Source organism: Aeromonas sp. 9A (assembly GCF_963900955.1).
Classification (GTDB): domain Bacteria; phylum Pseudomonadota; class Gammaproteobacteria; order Enterobacterales; family Aeromonadaceae; genus Aeromonas; species Aeromonas salmonicida.
Map to the genome: position 1 here is coordinate 3,256,922 of NZ_CAWRFG010000001.1, position 21,722 is coordinate 3,278,643.

17 protein-coding genes are annotated in these 21,722 nt (G+C 60.1%); 5 read left to right on the top strand and 12 right to left on the bottom strand.

The genetic code is table 11. The annotated features are described in order from the left end of the window. Window positions 1-34: 34 nt before the first annotated feature. Window positions 35-970, bottom strand: a complete 936-nt coding sequence (locus tag AACX78_RS15025) for a TIGR01212 family radical SAM protein (protein ID WP_159166691.1) — start codon at window positions 968-970, stop codon at window positions 35-37. A gap of 600 nt (window positions 971-1,570) precedes the next feature. Here AACX78_RS15025 and gltB point away from each other — a divergent pair. Continuing rightward, a complete protein-coding gene (gene gltB, locus AACX78_RS15030; RefSeq protein WP_159166692.1) occupies window positions 1,571-6,028 on the top strand; it encodes a glutamate synthase large subunit in 4,458 nt (1,485 codons plus the stop codon). Between the two features lie 12 nt (window positions 6,029-6,040). Continuing rightward, window positions 6,041-7,456 carry an FAD-dependent oxidoreductase gene (locus tag AACX78_RS15035; protein ID WP_159166693.1) on the top strand — a complete coding sequence of 472 codons (1,416 nt, stop codon included), beginning with the start codon at window positions 6,041-6,043 and terminating at the stop codon, window positions 7,454-7,456. Window positions 7,457-7,547: 91 nt separating this feature from the next. Here AACX78_RS15035 and AACX78_RS15040 read toward each other — a convergent pair whose 3' ends face one another. The 3 genes from AACX78_RS15040 to soxR all read right to left on the bottom strand — a co-directional run bounded on the left by AACX78_RS15040 (window position 7,548) and on the right by soxR (window position 9,090). Beyond that, window positions 7,548-7,958, bottom strand: a complete 411-nt coding sequence (locus AACX78_RS15040) for a nuclear transport factor 2 family protein (RefSeq protein WP_034524486.1) — start codon at window positions 7,956-7,958, stop codon at window positions 7,548-7,550. A gap of 2 nt (window positions 7,959-7,960) precedes the next feature. Continuing rightward, the gene (locus tag AACX78_RS15045) at window positions 7,961-8,548 is read right to left on the bottom strand and encodes an O-methyltransferase (RefSeq protein WP_159166694.1); all 588 of its coding nucleotides are present in this window, start codon (window positions 8,546-8,548) and stop codon (window positions 7,961-7,963) included. 62 nt (window positions 8,549-8,610) lie between these two features. Continuing rightward, window positions 8,611-9,090: a redox-sensitive transcriptional activator SoxR gene (gene soxR, locus AACX78_RS15050; protein ID WP_159166695.1), complete on the bottom strand. Its 480-nt coding sequence runs from the start codon at window positions 9,088-9,090 to the stop codon at window positions 8,611-8,613. Between the two features lie 60 nt (window positions 9,091-9,150). Between soxR and AACX78_RS15055 the strand changes: the two genes are divergently transcribed. After that, window positions 9,151-10,146: a questin oxidase family protein gene (locus AACX78_RS15055; protein WP_159166696.1), complete on the top strand. Its 996-nt coding sequence runs from the start codon at window positions 9,151-9,153 to the stop codon at window positions 10,144-10,146. On the opposite strand, the gene AACX78_RS15060 is transcribed toward AACX78_RS15055, so the two are convergent. The 6 genes from AACX78_RS15060 to AACX78_RS15085 form a co-directional block, all read right to left on the bottom strand. Further along, on the bottom strand, window positions 10,143-10,577 hold the full coding sequence (locus AACX78_RS15060) for a protease (RefSeq protein ID WP_201302867.1): 435 nt from the start codon (window positions 10,575-10,577) through the stop codon (window positions 10,143-10,145). The genes AACX78_RS15055 and AACX78_RS15060 overlap by 4 nt on opposite strands. A 49-nt stretch (window positions 10,578-10,626) precedes the next feature. Next, entirely contained in the window at window positions 10,627-11,667 is a 1,041-nt protein-coding gene (locus AACX78_RS15065; RefSeq protein WP_201302868.1) for a M35 family metallo-endopeptidase, read from the bottom strand. 378 nt (window positions 11,668-12,045) lie between these two features. Continuing rightward, on the bottom strand, window positions 12,046-12,690 hold the full coding sequence (locus AACX78_RS15070) for a DUF2913 family protein (protein ID WP_021141127.1): 645 nt from the start codon (window positions 12,688-12,690) through the stop codon (window positions 12,046-12,048). A 137-nt stretch (window positions 12,691-12,827) separates the two neighbouring features. Then, on the bottom strand, window positions 12,828-14,123 hold the full coding sequence (locus AACX78_RS15075) for a DEAD/DEAH box helicase (RefSeq protein WP_005314664.1): 1,296 nt from the start codon (window positions 14,121-14,123) through the stop codon (window positions 12,828-12,830). Between the two features lie 274 nt (window positions 14,124-14,397). Beyond that, on the bottom strand, window positions 14,398-14,931 hold the full coding sequence (gene speG, locus AACX78_RS15080) for a spermidine N1-acetyltransferase (protein ID WP_017413054.1): 534 nt from the start codon (window positions 14,929-14,931) through the stop codon (window positions 14,398-14,400). 114 nt (window positions 14,932-15,045) lie between these two features. Continuing rightward, complete coding sequence (locus AACX78_RS15085; protein WP_159166698.1) at window positions 15,046-15,696, bottom strand: DedA family protein; 651 nt, start codon at window positions 15,694-15,696, stop codon at window positions 15,046-15,048. Window positions 15,697-16,029: 333 nt separating this feature from the next. On the opposite strand from AACX78_RS15085, the gene AACX78_RS15090 reads away from it, so the two are divergent. Further along, on the top strand, window positions 16,030-16,992 hold the full coding sequence (locus tag AACX78_RS15090) for a hypothetical protein (RefSeq protein WP_159166699.1): 963 nt from the start codon (window positions 16,030-16,032) through the stop codon (window positions 16,990-16,992). A 110-nt stretch (window positions 16,993-17,102) separates the two neighbouring features. Next, window positions 17,103-18,101, top strand: a complete 999-nt coding sequence (locus tag AACX78_RS15095; protein WP_159166700.1) for a DUF1176 domain-containing protein — start codon at window positions 17,103-17,105, stop codon at window positions 18,099-18,101. Between the two features lie 35 nt (window positions 18,102-18,136). On the opposite strand, the gene AACX78_RS15100 is transcribed toward AACX78_RS15095, so the two are convergent. After that, a complete protein-coding gene (locus AACX78_RS15100; protein ID WP_059113220.1) occupies window positions 18,137-19,303 on the bottom strand; it encodes a DUF1615 domain-containing protein in 1,167 nt (388 codons plus the stop codon). Between the two features lie 216 nt (window positions 19,304-19,519). Continuing rightward, entirely contained in the window at window positions 19,520-21,178 is a 1,659-nt protein-coding gene (gene leuA / locus AACX78_RS15105; RefSeq protein ID WP_159166701.1) for a 2-isopropylmalate synthase, read from the bottom strand. Between the last annotated feature and the right edge of the window lie 544 nt (window positions 21,179-21,722).

The window sequence follows — 21,722 nt, forward strand, 5'->3', positions numbered from 1 at the left end:
ATAACCCTCTGTTTTTTTGACGAAATTTGATTGCTTACTCTATATGGTCAGGAAGGGAGAAAGGCCGTCCCAGACTGTGTCCCTGAGCACCGGAACGGGCCAGTTCACTAGCAATCCCGGCCATGGCTGTCCAGCGATTTTCGCACCAGACCGGTGCCAACAGAGTCGGTCGGCGGGCAGAGGCAGAGATGCGATGATAGACCACCTCGGGAGGGGTGTGCTGGATCATGGCCACTGCCGCTTCAACATATTGATCCAGCGACAACACCTCCAGCCGCCCTGCCTGCCACGCCTTGCCGAGGGTGCTCCCCTCCACCACATGGAGCGGGTGCAGCTTGATCCCCTCGACCCCGGTCGCCACGATGCGATGCAAGGTATCGAGGCTATCCATCGGCACCTCGCCCGGCAGGCCGACGATCAGATGGGCACAGACCTTGATGCCGCGCTGATGGGCCCGCGCAACCGCATCGGCATAGGCGACGTAACCATGACCGCGATTGATGCGCTGCAAAGTCTTGTCATTGGCACTTTGCAGCCCCAGCTCCAGCCACACCTCATAGCCACGGGCCTGATACGCCGCCAGCAGGTCCAGCACCGCATCCGGCACGCAATCGGGTCGGGTACCGACACACAAACCCACCATGTCGCTGACTGACAATGCCTCTTCATACATGCGTTGCAGGTACTCGACCTCGGCATAGGTGCTGGTATAGGCCTGAAAGTAGGCGAGATAACGTTTGGCACGGGTCACTTCATCCCGGCGCGCCAACAGTTGCTGCACCACGGAGAGCTGCTGGGCCGACTCGTCGGCAAAAGAGGAGACATTGCAAAAAGTGCAGCCACCACGGCCCAGGGTGCCATCCCGGTTGGGGCAGGTGAAAGCGCCGTGAATAGAGAGCTTGTGGATCTTCTGGCCGTGGCGTTGCTTGAGATCCTGACCGAATGTATTGACGAGTTCGTGTAACTGCATGACACCTCCGCTAAAGGAGCGTCATTGTACGAGCTTGCAAAAACAGGGCGCTGAGCTGGATCAAGGGAGGGGAAGGTCAGAAAACATATAAATATTCACCAATATCTGGATAAATATCAGCAAGCGGGTCGTTGTTGATGCTTTCGAAACCCTTACACCAAACACAGCATGCACAATCATGATGAATAACAGTTAGCTAACCATCTGTTAGGCAATGAAAATTCACGCATAGACTCACTGACGACAAAAGCAAGACTCGTGGTGCGTAATTGTGATCTCTCCCCACCACTTGCCTGATGAATTGGTAAAATTACTACAAATCCCCTCCCCCACTGAGTCAACCAACAAAAGCCCACATATCAACATTAAGTGCTATAAAAATAAAAAACGCCAGAGCAATCACCAATTCAAGCCCCATATATACCCGCACTCCAACATTTTGTTATGACTTTGTAATAATGAAAACAGCCGGGATGTTCAATTGACCTTGCCGAAAAATCCCATTAGTTTGGAGATTCGCCACGTCAGGCGGACGGAACCACAAGAGCCAATCGCAATTTATGCAGTTTGCGATGCAAGGCCGAGCAAGGGAGAAATGCAATGTCACTATATGATCCAAAGCTGGAGAGGGATAACTGTGGCTTCGGCCTGTTGGCCCACATGGAAGGTGAAGCCAGCCACAAGCTTGTCCGTCTCGCGATGTCAGCATTGGCTCGCATGCAGCACCGCGGCGGTATCTCCGCCGACGGCAAGACCGGCGATGGTTGCGGTCTGTTGCTGCAAAAACCGGATAGCTTCTTTAGAGCCGTCGCCGAAGAGAAAGGATGGCATCTGGGCCGCAAATACGCGGTCGGCATGCTGTTTCTCAACCCGGACCCCGTATTGGCCCAGCAGACTCGCGACATCATCGACGAGGAGCTGGAAAGAGAGACCTTGAGTCTGGTCGGTTGGCGCAAGGTGCCCATCGATACCAATGTGCTCGGTCCCATCGCCAAAGCCTCCCTGCCCAGTATTGAACAGGTCTTTGTCAACGCGCCGCCAGGCTGGGTCGACAAGGATCTTGAGCGCCGCCTCTATATAGTGCGTCGCCGTATCGAAAAGCGCATCAGCGACGACTACTTCTACGTGGTCAGCCTCTCCAACCTGGTCACCGTCTATAAAGGACTGTGCATGCCGGTGGATTTGCCGCACTTCTATCTGGATCTTGCCGACATTCGCCTGCAATCGGCCATCTGCGTGTTCCACCAGCGTTTCTCCACCAACACCAGCCCGCGCTGGCCGCTGGCGCAGCCGTTTCGTTATCTCGCCCACAATGGCGAGATCAACACCATTGCTGGCAACCGCCAGTGGGCCAAGGCCCGCAGCTACAAGTTCGCGACCCCGCTCATTCCGGATCTGCAAGAGGCGGCGCCCTTCGTCAACACTACGGGCTCCGACTCCTCCAGCCTCGACAACATGCTGGATCTCTTCCTGGCCGGTGGCATGGACCTGTTCCGTGCCATGCGCCTGCTGATCCCGCCTGCATGGCAAAAACACCCGAACATGGATGACGACCTGCGCGCCTTCTATGACTTCAACTCCATGCACATGGAGCCCTGGGACGGTCCGGCCGGCATCGTCATGACCGATGGCCGCTATGCCACCTGCGCACTGGACCGTAACGGCCTGCGTCCGGCCCGCTATGTCATCACCAAGGACAAGTTCATCACGCTCGCGTCTGAGGTCGGCACCTGGGACTACACCCCGGATGAAGTGCTGGAGAAGGGCCGGGTCGGCCCGGGCGAGCTGTTCGTGGTGGACACCAGCAACGGCAAGGTGTGGACCAGCTTCGAGATCGACGACGATCTCAAGAGCCGTCACACCTACAAACAGTGGATGGACTCCCATTGCAAGCGGCTGGTGCCGTTCGAGCAGATGGATGACGCCAGCACGGGAGCCCGCGAGTTCTCGGACGATCAGCTCAAGACCTATCAGAAACTGTTCGGCTACTCCTACGAGGAGCTGGATCAGATCATTCGCGTGCTCGGCGAGAACGGTCAGGAAGCGGTGGGCTCCATGGGGGATGACACCCCGATGGCTGTGCTCTCCTCCAGCCAGCGCACCCTGTATGACTACTTCCGCCAGATGTTCGCCCAGGTGACCAACCCGCCCATCGATCCCCTGCGGGAAAACCACGTCATGTCACTGGCTACCTGTATCGGTCGCGAGCAGAACGTCTTCAACGAGACCTTCGGCCACGCCCACCGGGTACTGTTCCAGTCGCCGATCCTGCTCTACTCCGACTTCCACCAGTTGCTTGCGCTGGAAGGGGAGCACTATCGCCATCAGGTGATCAGCCTCAACTTCAGGCCCGAAGAGGGACTGGAAGCAGCCTTGGTGCGCATCTGCGAAGAGGCCCAGACTGCCGCCCGCAACGGTACAGTACTGCTGATCCTGTCGGATCGGGACGTCAGTGCCGACACCCTGCCCATTCCAGCCGCCATGGCGGTAGGCGCGGTGCAGCGCACCCTGGTGGACAACAATCTGCGCTGCGACGCCAATATCCTGGTGGAGACCGCCAGCTGCCGCGACCCGCACCACTTCTCGGTGCTGCTGGGCTTTGGCGCCACCGCCATCTACCCCTATCTGGCTTATGAAACCCTCGCCAAGCAGGTCGAGGAAGGCGTGCTCAAGATGAACCTGCGCCAGGCCATGCTCAACTACCGCAACGGCATCAACAAGGGCCTCTACAAGGTGATGTCCAAAATGGGCATCAGCACGGTCGCCAGCTATCGCTGCTCCCAGCTGTTTGAAGCCGTGGGCCTCTCCAGTGCCGTGGTCGCCATGTGCTTCCGTGGTGTATCCAGCCGTATTCAGGGCGCCGATTTTACCGATATCCAGCAGGATCAGTTCAATCTGGCCCGCCTGGCCTGGTTGCAACGCAAGGCCCTCACTCAGGGTGGCCTGCTCAAGTTTGTCCACGGCGGCGAGTATCACACTTACAATCCGGATGTGGTACAAACCCTGCAAACCGCGGTGCGCTCCGGCAACTATGCCGATTACAAGGAGTATGCGCGGCTCGTGAACGAGCGCCCTGTCTCTACCCTGCGCGATCTGCTTGCTCTGAAGAAGGTCGACAATCCAGTGGACATCAGCGCAGTGGAGCCGGCAGCCAAGCTGTTCCCCCGCTTTGACTCCGCTGCAATGTCTATCGGCGCCCTGGGCCCTGAGGCGCACGAAGCGCTGGCAGTGGCCATGAACCGCCTCGGCGGTCAGAGCAACTCCGGCGAAGGCGGCGAAGATCCCAAGCGTTTTGGTACCGAGAAAAATTCCCGTATCAAGCAGGTGGCGTCGGGGCGCTTTGGCGTCACCCCCCACTACCTGATGAACGCGGACGTGGTGCAGATCAAGGTGGCCCAGGGCGCCAAGCCCGGTGAAGGGGGTCAGCTGCCCGGTGACAAAGTCACCGCCCAGATAGCCAAGCTGCGCTATTCCGTGCCTGGCGTAACCCTGATCTCGCCGCCGCCGCACCACGATATCTACTCCATCGAGGACCTGGCCCAGCTCATCTTCGACATCAAGCAGATCAACCCAGACTGTCTGGTGTCGGTCAAGCTGGTCTCCGAGCCCGGTGTCGGCACCATCGCCTGCGGCGTGGCCAAGGCCTATGCCGACTTCATTACCGTCTCCGGCTATGACGGTGGCACGGGCGCAAGCCCGCTGACCTCGGTCAAGTATGCCGGTTCCCCCTGGGAGCTGGGCCTGGCCGAGACCCAGCAGGCGCTGGTTGCCAACGGCCTGCGCCACAAGGTGCGGCTGCAGGTGGATGGCGGTCTCAAAACCGGCCTCGACATCATCAAGGCCGCCATCCTCGGTGCCGAGAGCTTCGGTTTTGGCACAGGCCCCATGGTGGCGCTCGGCTGCAAATACCTGCGCATCTGCCACCTGAACAACTGCGCCACCGGCGTCGCCACCCAGGATGAGAAGCTGCGCCGCGAGCACTTCACCGGCCTGCCGGAGATGGTGATGAACTACTTCAAGTTCATCGCAGAAGAGACACGCGAACTCATGGCTCAGCTGGGGGTCACCCAGCTGACCGATCTCATCGGTCGTACCGATTTGCTGGAAGCCCTGCCAGGCCTCACCGCCCGTCAGGCCAAGCTTGACCTCTCCGGCATCCTGGCAAGTCCGGTGGCGCCGGCAGGCTCCAGCCTGTTCAGCCAGCAGCACAACCCCACCTTTGACAAGGGACCGCTCAACTTGCGGATGGTGGACGATCTGCTGGAGGCGGTGGAGCACAAGTCGGGCGGCGAGTTCCGTTACGACATCCGCAACACAGACCGCTCCGTGGGGGCCCGTCTGTCGGGCGAGATCGTCAAGCGTCACGGCAACCAGGGCATGGCGGCCGATCCGGTGAAGGTTCACTTCAACGGCACAGCAGGCCAGAGCTTCGGCGTCTGGAACGCGGGTGGCCTCGAGATGATACTCACGGGTGACGCCAACGACTACGTGGGCAAGGGCATGACTGGCGGCAAACTGGTGGTCAAACCCCACGTCGGCGTGGCATTCAAGTCCCACGAAGCCGCCATCATTGGCAACACCTGCCTCTATGGCGCCACCGGCGGCAAGCTGTTTGCGGCCGGTACGGCGGGCGAGCGCTTCGCGGTGCGCAACTCAGGGGCCCTGGCAGTGGTCGAGGGGATAGGCGACAACGGCTGTGAATACATGACAGGCGGTATCGTCACCATCCTCGGCACCACCGGCGTCAACTTCGCGGCGGGCATGACAGGTGGTTTTGCCTACGTGCTGGATGAGTGCGGCAACTTTGCCAAACGCACCAACCCCGAGCTGGTCGAACTGCTGGACGTGGCGACACTCGCCATCCATCAGGAGCACCTGCGCGGCATCATAACGGCGCACCTCAATGAGACCGGCAGCTCGCGCGCCGAGGAGATCCTGGCCAACTTCGACTCCTATGTGCCCAAGTTCAGGCTGATCAAACCCAAGTCCAGCGACGTCAAGTCCCTGCTTGGCCACACCAGCCGTTCCAGTGCAGAACTCAGAATCCAGGCGCAATAAGGAGGGAACCCTATGAGCCAGAACGTATTCCAGTTTATCGATGTCCAGCGGGTCGACCCGCCCAAGAAGCCACTCAAGATCCGCAAGATCCAGTTTGTGGAGATCTACGAGCCCTTCAACCAGGCCCAGGTCGGCATGCAGGCGGATCGCTGCCTCGACTGCGGCAACCCCTATTGCGAGTGGAAATGCCCGGTCCACAACTACATTCCCAACTGGCTGAAACTGGCCAATGAGGGGCGCATCCTGGAGGCGGTGGAGCTTTCCCACCAGACCAACAGCCTGCCGGAAGTGTGTGGCCGCGTCTGCCCGCAAGACAGGCTGTGTGAGGGTGCCTGTACCCTGAACGATCGCTTCGGCGCCGTGACCATAGGCAATATCGAGAAATACATCACCGACAAGGCATTCGAGATGGGCTGGCGCCCGGATCTCTCCAACGTGGTGAAAACTGACAAGCGGGTCGCCATCATAGGTGCAGGCCCGGCCGGGCTCGCCTGTGCCGATGTGCTGGCACGGGGGGGCGTCAGCGCCGTGGTGTTTGACAAGTATCCGGAAATTGGTGGCCTGCTCACCTTCGGCATTCCCTCCTTCAAGCTGGAAAAAGAGGTGATGCAGCGCAGACGCGAGATCTTCGAGGACATGGGCATCGAGTTCCGTCTCGAGACCGAGGTGGGCAAAGATGTCACTTTCACCGATCTGCTGGGCGAGTTCGACGCCGTCTTCCTCGGGGTCGGCACCTACAAGTACATGAAGGGTGGCTTCGAGAATGAGACGGCTCCCGGTGTGTACGATGCCCTGCCCTATCTCATCTCCAACGCCAACCGGCTGCTGGGCTTTGAGAAGGCGCAGGCCGATTACATCGACTTCGCCGGCAAGCAAGTCGTGGTGCTCGGTGGTGGCGATACCGCCATGGACTGCGTGCGTACCGCCATCCGCCAAGGTGCCGCCAACGTCATTTGCGCCTATCGCCGCGATGCCGAAAACATGCCGGGCTCCAAACGGGAAGTGAAAAATGCCCGGGAGGAAGGGGTCGAATTCATGTTCAACCTGCAGCCCATCGGCGTCGAACTGGATGCTGATGGCCAGACCTGTGGCATCAAGATGGTGAGCACTGAACTCGGTGCGCCCGATGCCAATGGCCGTCGCAATGCGGTAGTGATAGAGGGTTCAGAGCAGGTGCTGGCTGCCGATGCGGTGGTGATGGCGTTTGGCTTCCAGCCCAACCCCCAACCCTGGATGCAGGAGTTTGGCATAGCGCTCGACAACCGTGATCGCATCAAAGCCAGCGAGCAGGCTGACTACCCCTTCCAGACCAGCAACCCCAAGGTATTCGCCGGTGGCGATGCGGTGCGCGGTTCCGACCTGGTGGTGACCGCCATCTACGAAGGTCGCAAGGCTGCCGAAGGGATCATGGACTATCTGGCCGTCTGATCCGCCGTCCGTCATCGCCTTTGTGCCAACAAACAGCCCCGCATCTGCGGGGCTGTTTGTTGGCACATACGCGCGCCAGCTGACGGATGCATCAGGCCGGTTGCGGCTCCCGGGGAATGGGGGTCACCCAGGGGCGACGCCAGCGGGGTGCCTCGTAGAGATCGGGCCAGAACTCGGTCTGGCGCGAGATGACATTGCCGCGCACTGTGTGAAAGGTAATGGCGCGAGCCTGCACCTCACCATCGGTGATCAACACCTCGGTCACGACTTCACCGCCCTGCTCCAGTAGCCGGACCACGTCAAAATTCCAGGGGCCTGCCGCCGGATAGCGGCGGTTGATCTCGACAAAGTTGCAGCGCCCCTCGATGCGCTCCCCCGACTGCGGCCAGTCGCAGATAAAATCATCGCCGAGCCAGCGGGCCGCCCTCGAAAAATCATTGCTTTGCATGGCCTGCCAATAGGCCTCTACCACTGCTTTTGGTTCCATGGTTCTGAACTCCATGCTCACTCTCCCGACAAACTCACCACCAGCCACTCCCCCTTGCCAACAGGCACCAGCGAGGTTGCAAAGGCCGGATCACGCTGCACCTCTCCCATCCACTCTTCCAACTCATCCCGATGGGAGACGGCATTGTCCACCACCAGCAGACCACGGGGTGCCAGCAGGCGCTGGATCTGTGGCCACCAGACACGATAGCGCTGGCGATCCGAGTCCAGGAAGATGAGCTGATAACCGGCCTCTGGCAAAGTGGGCAACAGGGTTTCGGCCTCCCCCGCCAACTGGGTGATCCAGGGGCTCAGGCCGGCACGCTGAAAGTTGATATCAGCCAGTTCACGCTTGCCCTCATCCCGCTCTATGGTGGTGACCCGGCCATTGAGCCTTTGCACCGCTTCGGCCAGCCAGAGAGTGGAATAACCGTTGGAGGTGCCAATCTCCAGTACGGCCTCAGCCCCCCGCGTCTGTACCAGTACCGCCAGCAACTCGCCGGTATCGCGGGTGATATTGAGCATCTTGCTGCCACGGGTCGGCTGCGCATCATCGCTGCGCTCGCCAAACTGTTCCAACTCCCGTTTAAGCTGTTGCAATGCCATGTCTCCTCCTTGCTCATTACTCAGGTCGCCCAGTGCATGGCATGCCAGGTCGACGCTCATGTTTATTGGTCTTCTGATCCCGGGTCGGATGGCGGCACATCCCCCAGCAGATACCGGGGGCCGGCGCCCTGTACGGCAACCTGATCATCCGGGTTGTAAAGGGCGCAGTGCTCAAGGGACAGGCAACCACAACCAATACAGGAGGTGAGCTTGCCTTTGAGCTGCACCAAAGCCTCGATGCGCTGATCAAGCAGGCCTTGCCACTGGCTGGCTATCTGCTCCCAATCGCTGCGATCCGGCGTGCGGCCATCTGGCAAGCCGGCGAGGGCATCGGCAATCTCGCCAAGGCTCAACCCCATCCCCTGCGCCACCCGGATGAAGGCTATCCGGCGCAGCGCATCCTGCGGATAGAGGCGCTGGCTGCCATCGCTGCGCACGCTGCTGATCAATCCCTTCTGCTCGTAAAAACGCAAGGCACTGGCATTGACCCCGGCGCGCTTCGCTATCTGACCTATGGCTAACCACTTGCGATCCGTTTTCACCCTTGACCTCAAGTTAGCTTTAACTTGCACAATCCTGTCTCCCCTCGCAAAAGGAGTCAAATGATTATGCATCATCTTCACCACTTGCTCGATGCCAACCGGGCTTTTGCCCTCAACGGCAAAGGCACCACCAACCACTGCCCCATGGCGCTGCACGCCCTGCATGAGATGGGTGCAAGCCCCCGCCAGTTGCAGCATTTCTTCGATCATTGGCAGGCAACCCATGCGCTGCCGAGCGGGGAAACAAGTCAGGACGAGGATGAAATCCGTTTCGTACGACTGCGTCAGCAGTTGGCAGACCGGATTGCCACCGAGGGCTGGTTGCCTCTCTTCGAGACCCTGCTGGCCCGGCGCCTCTCACCGGCAGGAGGCGCCTTCCATCCTCTTATTCGCTTCGCCTGTGCCCTGGAAAATGGTCATGTGGGGGAGCAGGCTGCGGCACTGGCCGCCTGGCAGTGCCGTCCCCTGATACTGCCTGTCGGGGAAGGCGCACCGGCCCGGGATGTCGCCAGTCTGCTGGCCGGGCTATCAGTACAGTGGGAAGGGAGGCGTTGGCAGGGCGAGTGGATCACGGAACGCTTGCAGCAGGTAGCAGAGGCGCCGCGCTGGCCGGGCACGCTGCCGCAAACGCTCACCGAGTCATCGTCTGTTTTGACACAACTGGCCGAGGTGGCCCTGCCGCTCTATTGGCAAACCAGCAATTTTACCGTGCTGCACATGGTGACCGGCAGCCGGGCCGCAGCCATTGTCGCAACGCAGTTGCCCAGCGAGTGGCAAGGGCAGTGGCAGACCTTGATGTGGCAGGCGGTGGCGGCGGCTTATATCACGGTCGGGGCTCCGCACCTGCGTCCCCAGACATGGCACGCCTGCAACGGATTATCCTGGCAGCAAGTGTTGGAGCGGGCGCTCGCCAGTCTGGACGATCATGTGATCAAGCTGGTGCACTGCTGCTGGCGGGAACAGGCAAGCAGACCCGGCGATGCATCCCGCTATCTGGCAGTCGCGGCCCGCGCTGTGGGGCTGCTGAACGCAGCAAACGGGCGTGACGCCGCTTAGGGTGCCGCCAACCGGGTGAAACTGATGGCGGGGCAGCTGGGGGCGACCCCCTGAGTCAGGGTCAAGGGCTGGGCGCGATAGCTGAGGTGATAGAGGCCTGGCCGGGACAAATCGTAGACCTGGGTCAGATCTGCATCCGCCTGGCTCTGCTGACCCGCCCCCAGAATGAAGAAGTCATCGGTACCGGGTTCGCCACGCTTGGCGAGCGGTCCTTTGTAAACCAGCGGCTGATTGTCGAGGGTGAGATCGATGGCATCGGCGAACCAGCCTTCGAACGGGGTGAACCAGCTCAACACCTCGAGCGGCCCCTCCCCCTTGTTGGTCAAGGTCATCACCAGGGGCAAGGGCTCGTTCACCCGGCTGTGTGCCTTGACCGACAGTTCACACTGCAGGGGAGCGAGCGCGAGGGTGGTGAGCAAGAGTGTCATCATGGAGCCTCCTTCAGCATCAAAAAGGGGCCTTGCGGCCCCTGTCAGCGGATCAGTTTTCGCTCGGGGTATTCTCGGCGAAGTACTCATGGTTGTCGGCGTTGTTGAGCGCCTTGACCGGATCCGTCTTCGCCAGATTGCGGGCATTGGCCTGACCGTAACCCAGATCGTCGGTGCCTGCCACCACGTTGAAGTGACTCAGCTCATGGACTATGGTGCCGGCACGGGAATCGGTCCCGGTGACGGGCGCCGTCCAGAAGCTCTTGCACAGATAGACCTTGTAGGGTTGATCCGGATAGACATAGGCGAAGTAGCTCTGCTTGCAGCTGCAGTCAAAGGTGAGCGGCTTGTTGTCGATGGCATCCTTGATCTTGCTGAAGTTCGTCTCGGCCTGATCCCAACGGGCACTGCTATAGGCCCCGAACCAGCTGCGATAGCGCTGGCCATCGGGCTTGTCGACCGCCAGATAGCTGCTGGCGTTGTTGCTGATGCCACTGGCGGCATCCAGCGCCGTCAACAGATCGCTCTTCTGGGTGTTGGTGCAGCGTCCGCTGAAACTGACAGAACCGGCAACAGCCTGGGGCTCGGCGGCGGCCACCTTGGCCTGAACCCGCTCATCGTTCACCCCCTCCACCCACAGGGTGATGGCGTTGGACTCGCTCGCCTGGGCTTGCTTGGCCTTGGCGGCCTTCGCCTCCTGCGGTACGGTCGGCAGCTGATAGCGGATGCTGTACTGACCCTGAGCACTCATGTCATAGAGACCCGACACTTCCGCCTGCACCGTCAGACTCTGGCCAGCCTTGAGCAGCTGGAAATCCTTGTCGGTTGGCGCCGCACGCTTGATCAGCGCCCCCTCATAGCTGACCGGTTGACCATCCCGCTCCACCAAAAACAGGGGGGCATCGTCGCTGCCCGGCAGCTGCCACTTGAGCAGACGGATGGGCTTGTCACCCGTGTTGGTCAATGTCAGGTTGATGCGCACGTCGTCTGTGCTGCCATCCACCAGGGTGAGTTGGGCATCGAGCCCTGCGGCGCAGAGCGGGGAAGCCAGCACACCGGCCAGCAGCAAGGCTATTGGAGTCACTTTCATCATGTTTCCTCATTCATTGAGTGTCGCCATCAGGCGGTTTGCTTCCTTAAGGCCCTCTTTGGGGCTCACTCACCCTAGAGCAGAAATTTTCCACCACCATCCCACCATATGGGGGACGCCCCCCATCAGAGGGGGGCAAGATGCAGGCACGCTGCCATGCGACACATTTCGAACGACAAAACGGGAATCCGCTGGCCGTATCACGCAGCCCCTTTGGTTCTTGTAAAAGGTTCCTGTAAAAGGTGCTTGTAAAAAGGTTCCTGTAAAAATTTCGCTTTTGCTCTCGCCTCACCCAACCAAGCCCGCCAGCACCATCACTGGCGCATAAAAAACCCCGGCGCCAGGCCGGGGTTTGGGAACAACAGGGGAAGAGGCTCGCCGTCAGGCTTTCGCCTCGGCCAGCAGCGCCAGCGCGGGCTGCAAGTTGGCGGGCACCAGACGATACGCCTTGTGATGCTTGACCAGAGTGACCTTCTTGTTGCCCTGGCTCAGCAGCAGACCATGGTGAAAGGCCGCTTGCGCCAGCCTGGCTTCATCACCGCGCACGTACAGGGTCAAGGGTTTGATCAGCTCACCCTGCACTATGTGCTCGCCATATTCGCAACTGGAGATCACCAGACTGGATTGGCCCTGTCCCTGCAAGCGCAGCTTGGCATTCACCTCGCTGTCGGTAAACACCAACCAACCCGCAGCTTCCAGCTCGGCCAGCAGGGCGGCAAGCCTGGTGCCGAGCTGTTGTGAGTCCGCCTGCACCCGGGCGTACTGGAAGGCGATGCGCTCCAGCAGGCCCTTGAGATCGGCACCGGCCCCCAGAGTACGGCCCTGCTGGATCCAGCCTTTCAGATCCTCCATCACCAGACGGGAGAAACGCTTCTCCTTGAGGGAGTCCGCCATCCAGGTGCAGAGAAAATGGCTCTCCTGGGCGGGGGTACGCTTGCCCGCCTTCTGCTCGGCGGTGCGCGCCAGCTCGGCAAGGCTCTGGGTGGCCATGTCGAGCAGGGCCTGATTGTAGTTGGGAGGTGTCATTACGAGTCCTCAGAGAGACGGGCAGGCCAGGGGCCGGGTCATCAACAGCATAAAGGCGCCAGTGGCGCCTTTATATACAAAATCGCCCCTCCGGGCCTGCCCTGACAAGGGGAAGGCCCGGACGGGGTTGGGCGCGCTTATTTCGGCTGGCGCGGCTTCTTCATTGCCGCCAGACGCTTGAGGCGCTGACCCTGCAACTTGGCTTCAGCCATGGCCTGGGCGGCGGCGTTGTCTTCACGCTGGGGACGCTTGCCGAAGCGACGACGCTCCTGCAACTGCTTGATCAGCTCGTCACGGTTGCCCACTTCGTAGCCCTTCGCCATGACACGGCGGATCTTCTGGCCGATTAGCGCCTCGATCTCGAGCAGGGTGCGCTCTTCTTCGCGGCTGACGAAGGAGATGGCCATGCCGCTCTTGCCAGCACGACCGGTACGGCCGATGCGGTGCACGTAATCTTCGGCCAGGAACGGCAGATCGTAGTTGACCACGTACTGCAGATCCGGGATATCCAGACCACGGGCGGCCACTTCGGTGGCGACCAGTACCCGCAGCTTGCCCTCGGTGAATTCGCGCAGGGCACGGCGACGGCTGCCCTGGGCCTTGTCACCATGCACAACGGCAGACTTGATGCCATCCAGGTTCAGCTCGGCCACCAGCTCGTCACAGCTTTCGCGGGTACTGGCAAACACCAGCACCTGCGGCCAGTTCTGCTTGCCAATCAGCTCGGAGAGCAGCTCGCGCTTACGCTTCTGCTCCACCGGATAGACGGTGTGAGTAACGGTATCGGCGGTGGAGTTCTGCTTGTTGACGCTGATGATCTGCGGCTTGTCCAGCATGACGTTGGCCAGCTTCTTCACCCCGTCGGAGAAAGTGGCGGAGAACAGCAGGTTCTGGCGTTCCTTGTTGACCGCTTGCAGGATCTGCTGCACATCGGCGCTAAAGCCCATGTCGAGGATGCGATCCGCTTCGTCCAGCACCAGACACTCGACGCCTGACAGGCTGAGGTTGCAGGCGGTCAGGTGCTCCAGCAGACGACCCGGGGTCGCCACTATGATGTGAGCGCCCGCTTTGAGCTTCTTGGCCTGCACATCCTGCTTGCCACCGCCAACGAGCGTCAGTACGGTGACATCCAGGTACTTGGCAAAATCATTGATGTTGCTCGCCACCTGGGCCGCCAGCTCGCGAGTCGGGGTCAGGATCAGCACGCGGGCATTGGACGGCTGCAGCTCGGCCGGCTTGTCCACCAGGCGCTGCAATATCGGCAGGGCGAAGGCGGCAGTCTTGCCGGTACCTGTCTGGGCGCTGGCCAGCACATCGAGACCGCGACGGATAGTCGGGATCGCCTGGCGCTGCACAGGGGTCATCTCCTGATAACCGCAATCTGAGACAGCACGCAAAATCTCGGGGGCAAAATCGAACGATTCAAATCTCATAATGGGTTCCTGTGTTCCAGCTGGACTGTGTTTGGCTTGCGGCTCGGCGTAGGCGAGGCGGAGGTTGATACCACCGGTGGCTGCGTCCGACATCAAGTCAGAAAATGAGCCGGAAAATGGCGGGCGCGAAGTGTAACAGATAGGCATCACAAATTCTGCCTCAAATGGCCTGAGTTTTTATCCTGTCACGAGAAAGGTGCCGACAAAGAGAGCCGCATCACTGGCATCGGCCAGCGCAGCCCTGCCCCCATCGGCACCAGAATGTCAGGAAACGTTAGACCCTGTTGGCAGCATTTGCCTGAAAATCACGCTGAAACAGACACATGCGAATGGCGGTGCGATATTTGCCATCGATGAAGAACTCCTCTTTCAGCTCCCCCTCCGGCGCGAACCCCAGCGACTGATAAACGTGGCGCGCCTTGGCATTGTCACTGTCGACGATGAGATACAACTTGTGCAGATTCAGCACGTTGAAGGCATACTTCATCGCCTTCAAGGTCGCTGTCTTGGCATAGCCCAGCCCCTGATAGGCGGGGGCTATGATGATCTGAAACTCGGCGCGGCGGTGGATGCTGCGAATATCCACCAGCTCCACCAGGCCAACATTGGTGCCCTCCACCTCCAGGATGAAACGGCGTTCTTGCTGATCGTGGATGTGCTTGTCATAGAGCTGGGCCAGCTCCATGTAAGCCTCGTAAGGCTCCTCGAACCAGTAACGCATTATGCTGGCGTTGTTGTTGAGCTGATGTACGAATTTCAGATCCTCTCGCTCGAGGGGACGAAGGCTCAGGGTGTCACGACATGGCATAAAGTACCTGCTTGATGGTTGATGGGCGGCATTGGCGGCCCGCCTGGGCCTAACCAATGCCATTGGTAAATCAATGGAGAACCCGGGGCCAGCCTGCGCTCCCCCGGATATAACTCAGCGAATGCGATTGGTCGGGCGCTTGAACAACCGGATGGCGATGGCCGCCATGGCGATAACGAACAGACCAAGGGAGGTCACCAGCAGGCACTTGGTCATCAATTCGTGATACTGGACGAGCGCCGGCGCTGCCATCACGAACTTGCCCACCAGACTCAGCAGCAGGGCCCAGAGGAAGGCGCTGGCAAAACTGGCCATCACCACCCGGGGCAGATGCAGGCGGGAGACCCCCATCAGCATGGGCGTCAGCACCCTGACGAAGGGCACGAAGCGAGAGGAAAACAGGGCCCAGAAGCCGTAGTTGTGCAGCAGACGCGAGGCCCGTGGCAAACTGCCGTCCGGGATCATCCGCTCCACATGGCCCATAAAGGAGGTGCCGTGCAGCGCATGGCCCTGCAGATAGGCGATCAGGCTGCCGATCCCGGCGGCAAGCGGCATGTAGACAAGGGTCACTTCGGGGCCGAGCACCCCCATCCCTACCAAGCCACCGGCCAGCAGTACCAGACTGTCACCGGGCAGGGGTAAAAACACGAAGCTCGACTCGAGAAAGAGGATCACCACCAGGCAGGTGACGAGCAGGCCCGCCGCCTGCATCTGGATCAATTGGTCAAAGTCCTGTTGCCATATGGCAAGCAGCATATCCTGCATCTGGTGACTCCCATCAACGTCAGTGAGCATCCATCCCGGGGGACCCGATGGCCCCCGTTGCGGCTGACACTCCCTGTCGCCATCCCCTTTCTCTCCTTGAAGGGGCTCTCGTTATACACCCGCGCAAGTGAACAAAAAATTAATGTCTGGCACAAAGTCAGCAATCAATACAAAAAGCTGAATGGCAGGACAAGGGTTGGACGAGCACTCCGGCTCGGCGATATGCTCGGCGATGTATAAGCTTCAACCGGCTCACCCTTGGGCTGCCAAGATGATAAAAAGTCGCTACAGTCAGACGGCGCATCATCACAACCGGCTTCGGGGGAACAAGGCATGCCCACACACACTACCCTTCGCACTACCCTGCCCCTGCTGATCACCCCCTTGCTCAGCCATGGCGCCATGGCTGAAGAGTCGTCACTAATACAAAAACGTGCCAACGCAGTGGTGTCGCTGATGACCTTCACTGTGGTGCCCGACATCACAGCCAGCAACCTCGACATCGGCAGCAACACCAGCACAACGGCGTCGTCGGCGCTCAACATGACCCAGATGGGGGGCGGCGCCACCATGAGCGAGAGTGTGCCCGTCTATCTGGAAGGGACCCTGGGTTTTAGCCGCTACGATCCCAAATTCGTGGTGAGCAACGGCAGCGAGAGTCGCACTATCCCCACCCGATGGAACAGTCTCACCGCCACGGGTGGCATCGGTTGGGATCTTCATCTGCATCAGGATCGTCACGGCGGCAACTGGGTATTGCGCCCCATCGGCAACGTCACGCTGGGTACTGTGGCAAGCGATCTGCGCATCGGCAACTGGCTGCTGGGCCAATACACAGGCAAGAACCTCGACTTTCTCGATGGCGGCAGGCTCGATGTCTACGGCCTGGGTGGCGCCATGATGCTCGACTATGAACTCTTCTCTGCACAGCAGGATATCGACGTTGAGCTGCGCTACTCCTACCAGCATCTGCAAAGCTTTGGCGGCACCTCGGCCAGCGTAACCGGTCAGGCCAATGCGGAGAACCTCGGCCTCTACCTGCGCCGCCGCGCCCCCATCGGCAATCTCACACTATTGGACAAGCCGCTGCGCTACGTGATGGAAGGGGCACGCACCGAATATCTTGGCGAGCAAAGGGGCCTGCTCGGTTTCAACTCCCTCAACTCGCTGGGGCTCGGGATAGAACTCGACAGCAGCAAGTACGACATCATAGTGACCCGCACCCGGCTGGTAGCCCGCTATATGTTCAGCCACAACACCAGCGGCTACGGCGTCGGGCTGGCGATGAGTTTCTAAGCGGATCGAGGAACTATCCCCTCGGTACAGTTAAGTCAGCCCACAACAGGATTCAATTTAAACCGTCCAGAATGCTATCCTGATCGGCCCAATGCTTCTGGAACCATCTCATGATCATCACGACACTGCTGGCCTCTGCACTCGGCTCGTTTTCTGAAGGGGTATCTTTTCAACACAAGGACTGGGAGCTCGCCTGTGACAACACAGGCACATGCCGAGCCGCAGGTTACAGCGCAGAAGCTGGTGGAATATCAGTTCTGCTTACACGAGAGGCAGGAGCCAAGGGCGCACTGCATGCCGAGCTTGCCATCTCAGAGGTTGATGAACAGACTCCAGGAGCCCCCGCTGATGGTTTGATCACACTGCGCATCAATGGCGAGGTACTCGGCACCGTAAAAGAGCGGATTCCGTTTAGCCAACACCAAACCACAGCGATCATTCAGGCAATCAAGGGGGCTGGGAAGGTGGTATTTAAATGGAGCAAGCACCAGGAACCGCTATCCGGGGCCGGAGCCTACGCCATTTTTCTCAAAATGGATGAATTCCAAGGCCGTCTCAATACCAGTACAGCCCTGACTAAAAAGGGCACACTACCAGCCACAACCGTGCCTCCCGCATTGGCAGCTCCCGTGATCCACGCAGGCGCTGTTGCCGCAGATAACCTATCTCGTCCACTCACAAAACCAGAGCTCCAGAGCATAGGCGAGTGGCTAAAGCAGCAAGTCGATAAAGACACTTGTCCCATGGCCTATGAGAATCAGGAAGGTGGCATGCTCTACACCCTGAACATGGACCGAACCTTGGTACAACTCCCCTGCTGGCTCGCCGCTTACAACGATGGTTCAGCATTCATCCTGATAGACGCAGACCTTGATATCGGCAGTGCAACACTCATCAACACAGATGCAAACGGTTATGGTTCGGGTGAACTGAGGGCCTCACACAAGGGGCGCGGGATAGGAGACTGTTTCTCTTTCGAGAGCTGGGTATGGAATGGCAAAACCTTCGTGCAAAGCGAGCAAAGCACCACCGGAAGCTGTCGCATGATTACATTGGGAGGAACCTGGCATCTGCCAACCCTGACCAGCAAGGTGGTCAAAACACAGTGAACAAAGGCGGCAACTGGCCGCCTTTGTTTTTGCGATTACAAGGATCCCAGCCGTTTCACGCAAGCTTGCTCCCTGTCATCCACTCGCTTGGCAAACCAGGCGGTGGTGAGGTTGCGGGTGATCTTGGGGCTCTTGAGCTGAATGCCGGGCAGGATGGCGCGGGGTTGCCGCTTGCCGGCCTGCTTGTCGGCCAGGGTAAAGACCCTGTGATAGAGGTCGGTCTGGGCAAATTCGGCGGTATCCCCTTTGCGCAGGCTCTGGTGGATCGCCTGCTTGCTCATATTGACCCGGCTGGCGAGGGTATAGACAGCCTGCTCAGTCTTGCCCGGCAAGTCTGAGTCATAGCGGACAAGATCCCCATCCAGCGCCAGGGGCTTGCCGCTCAGTCGGCTGACGGCAGCCTGGAAGGCGGCGTTGCGGCTGGCGTACCAGCCCGCATTGAAGTCGGCGAAGCGATAGAGGGTATCCGGGTAGTCGGCGGGATAGCCAAACAGGTGCTTGGTGCCGAACCAGATACCGCCACGACGGCTGAACACCTCATGGCGAATGGAATCCTTGACGGGATAGGGGTAGCCACGGGCATTTGCCTCGGCAAAGGCGATGCTCACCTGCATGGGGCCGCCGGTATGCACCGGGTTCATGTTGCCAAACAGCGTCTTGCCCATGGGCACCATGCTGATCATGTCCTCGAAGATCTCGCTCATCTCCCGCTCGGTGCGAAGCTTGTCGATGCGCTCGGCATAGCTCTTGCCGGTGGGGGACTTGATGCCAAGGGCCGTGCGCACCACGAATTCCGGGATCAACAGCTTGGCGGCGCGGGCATTTATCTCCTTCCAGGCAATCTTGCCAAGGCCCGGCACCACGGGGTCAGCCTGATAGGTGGCCTCCTGCTCGGCCACCGCCAGCACAGTGCAGACATTGTGATCGCTTACCGTCACTCCCTGCGTCGAGAGCGCCGTCACCACATCATTGGCCCAGCCCTGCTTGTCTGGCACCTGACGCGGCAAGAACCGCACTATGCGGCTCTTCATGTCTGCCGGTTTGCGTGGCTGCATGGCGATAGGTTGTTTGGCCTGCTGGGCGCTCATGGCGACATCTTGCTTGGGCGCCGTCGGGTCGCTGGCACACCCGGCAAGCAACAGGATTGCAAAGAGAGGCAGGATGGCGAGCCGAGTGGGAACAAGGGGTGAGGAAAATATCATCAAGGCTTCCGATGCAGGGGCAAGGCGCTGGGCGCCCGGCACACGAGAGTCACGCGAACGGAGCGGCTCCGAACGCAAACAGGCGCTCATTGTAGAGGATTGACAGGCGGATCTGAAGGCGCAGATGCCTTGACGCAGCACCCGCTGGCGCAATCGAGCAGCCCCGTCGGATGGGCGGGGCTGCTGCAAGCGGATGGGCTCTTTGGCGACATGCACTCAAGCCGTTTGGCGCAGGGCCTCAATTTGCGCCGCACCATTGATCACCGCCTGCAAGGAGGCATTGACCACGTCGCGGCCGATGGCGACCCCGCACATGCGCTGGCCATCGACGCTCAGCAGCACATAGGCGGCGGCGCGAGATTCTGTGCCGGCGGTGAGGGCATGTTCCGAATAATCGAGCACGTCGATGTGCATCCCGGTCTGGCGCTCCCAGCCGTTGACCAGCGCAGTGATGGCCCCCTCCCCTTCGCCGCTCAGGTGCAAGGTGCCGTTCGGGGTCTGCAACTCGAGGCGCAGACTCTCCTGACTGTCGTGACCAAGCTGGAAGCGACCAATGCGATAGCCGTGTACCGGCTCGAGGTAATGCTGCTCAAACAGGGCACGGATCTGTTCCGGGCTGATTTCGCTGCTGCTTGCCTCGGCCTGTGCCTGGACCCGACGGCTGAAGTCGATTTGCAGCCAGCGCGGCAGTTGCAGGCCAAGGTCGCGCTCCAGCAGATAGGTGACACCGCCCTTGCCGGACTGGCTGTTGATGCGGATCACCGCCTCGTAGCTGCGGCCAAGGTCTGCGGGATCGATGGGCAGATAGGCCACGTCCCAGTAGGCATCGGGTTTCTCAGCCGCCAGAGATTTGCGAATCGCATCCTGATGGCTGCCGGAAAACGCCGTGTAGACCAGCTCGCCCGCGTAGGGGTGGCGCGGGTGCAGGGCTATCTGGGTGCAGGCCCCCACGGTCGCGACTATGGCGTCCATGTCTGAGAGATCCAGCTCGGGATCAATCCCCTGGCTGTAGAGGTTCATGGCCATGGTGACTATGTCCATGTTGCCGGTGCGCTCGCCGTTGCCAAGCAGGGTTCCCTCGATGCGATCGGCCCCCGCCAGCACAGCCAGCTCGGCGGCGGCCACGCCGCAGCCCCTGTCATTGTGGGTATGGATGGAGATGCTCACCTCGGGGCGCGCCTTGAGGTGGCGGCAAAACCACTCCACTTGATCCGCGAACACATTGGGAGTGCTCACCTCGACCGTGGCAGGGAGGTTGAGGATCATGGGGCGGCCAGCAGGGCGCCACTCGTCGATGACGGCGTCGCACACCTCTACCGCGAACTCCACCTCTGTGCTGCTGAAGCTCTCCGGCGAATACTGGAAGCTCCACTCTGTGCCAGGATTGCGCGCCGCATGGTCTCGCACCCAGCGAGCGCCCTGTACGGCGATGGCCTTGACCCCCTCGCGCCCTGTGTTGAACACATAGTTGCGCTGGGTCGGGTTGACCGAGTTGTAGACGTGGACGATGGCGCGTTTGGCCCCCTTGAGCGATTCAAAGGTGCGGGCGATCAGCTCTTCGCGGGCCTGCACCAACACCTGTATGGTGACATCGTCCGGAATGAGATTGCGCTCGATAAGTTCGCGCACGAAGTCGAAATCAGGCTGGGAGGCGGCCGGGAAGCCCACCTCAATATGTTTGAAACCAACATGGACCATCAACGCCCACATTTGCAGCTTCTGGGCCACCGTCATGGGTTCGACCAGCGCCTGGTTGCCGTCGCGCAAGTCTACGGCGCACCAGAGCGGCGCGCGCTCGAGCACCCGGTTGGGCCATTGACGGTCCGCCAGTGCAATAACGGGGGCTGGGCGGTATTTGCGATGATCGAAGCTCATTTTCAGATTCCCTTGGCTGATGTCCTTGAGGCGCGGCGCCGTTGCGGGCAATGAAGGTGAGCAACGACGCGACTGGGCAGGCAAGCAGAGGAACAAGGAGGGGGAGCGGACTGGCGCGGTAACGCTGATCCTGACGGCTGGTGCGGCGGTAACCCCACAACCGGTTTCCTGTGGCCCCTATGGATAAAGGGGCCGGCCTCGGCTATCGGATAAGCAGCTGGCCCTGATCCTCTCGCACTTGCCTCTTGCTGTTGGCGCTTGCCGGTGCAGACGACCTTGTTTGATAAGACGTTTGATGAGAAACCAGTATAGAGAGGCGGGTCGGGTGAGTGATTGCAAAGATTGCGGTATAAATCGAACATTGTGCAATCATTGTCATGTTTAGTTCACTTTAAGGGATTATCTATCCCTATCGATGTGAAATCAGGCCAATACTCTTTACTCAGTGCTGGCGCCAAAAAATAGAAACCCCGCCATTGCTGGCGGGGTTTTTCAGGGTTCGCAAGTGTTGTGCAAAGAACGAGAGAAAGACTCCCCTGCCCTT

Excerpts from the sequence above, each read along its gene's own strand:
- speG (WP_017413054.1), bottom strand. The coding sequence starts at position 14,931 with ATGCCATGTCGTGACACCCTGAGCCTTCGTCCCCTCGAGCGAGAGGAT.
- AACX78_RS15065 (WP_201302868.1), bottom strand. The coding sequence starts at position 11,667 with ATGATGAAAGTGACTCCAATAGCCTTGCTGCTGGCCGGTGTGCTGGCT.
- AACX78_RS15035 (WP_159166693.1), top strand. The coding sequence starts at position 6,041 with ATGAGCCAGAACGTATTCCAGTTTATCGATGTCCAGCGGGTCGACCCG.
- AACX78_RS15055 (WP_159166696.1), top strand. The coding sequence starts at position 9,151 with ATGATTATGCATCATCTTCACCACTTGCTCGATGCCAACCGGGCTTTT.
- AACX78_RS15090 (WP_159166699.1), top strand. The coding sequence starts at position 16,030 with ATGCCCACACACACTACCCTTCGCACTACCCTGCCCCTGCTGATCACC.
- AACX78_RS15100 (WP_059113220.1), bottom strand. The coding sequence starts at position 19,303 with ATGATATTTTCCTCACCCCTTGTTCCCACTCGGCTCGCCATCCTGCCT.
- AACX78_RS15045 (WP_159166694.1), bottom strand. The coding sequence starts at position 8,548 with ATGGCATTGCAACAGCTTAAACGGGAGTTGGAACAGTTTGGCGAGCGC.
- AACX78_RS15070 (WP_021141127.1), bottom strand. The coding sequence starts at position 12,690 with ATGACACCTCCCAACTACAATCAGGCCCTGCTCGACATGGCCACCCAG.
- AACX78_RS15040 (WP_034524486.1), bottom strand. The coding sequence starts at position 7,958 with ATGGAGTTCAGAACCATGGAACCAAAAGCAGTGGTAGAGGCCTATTGG.
- AACX78_RS15095 (WP_159166700.1), top strand. The coding sequence starts at position 17,103 with ATGATCATCACGACACTGCTGGCCTCTGCACTCGGCTCGTTTTCTGAA.
- AACX78_RS15075 (WP_005314664.1), bottom strand. The coding sequence starts at position 14,123 with ATGAGATTTGAATCGTTCGATTTTGCCCCCGAGATTTTGCGTGCTGTC.
- AACX78_RS15060 (WP_201302867.1), bottom strand. The coding sequence starts at position 10,577 with ATGATGACACTCTTGCTCACCACCCTCGCGCTCGCTCCCCTGCAGTGT.
- AACX78_RS15025 (WP_159166691.1), bottom strand. The coding sequence starts at position 970 with ATGCAGTTACACGAACTCGTCAATACATTCGGTCAGGATCTCAAGCAA.
- gltB (WP_159166692.1), top strand. The coding sequence starts at position 1,571 with ATGTCACTATATGATCCAAAGCTGGAGAGGGATAACTGTGGCTTCGGC.
- leuA (WP_159166701.1), bottom strand. The coding sequence starts at position 21,178 with ATGAGCTTCGATCATCGCAAATACCGCCCAGCCCCCGTTATTGCACTG.
- AACX78_RS15085 (WP_159166698.1), bottom strand. The coding sequence starts at position 15,696 with ATGCAGGATATGCTGCTTGCCATATGGCAACAGGACTTTGACCAATTG.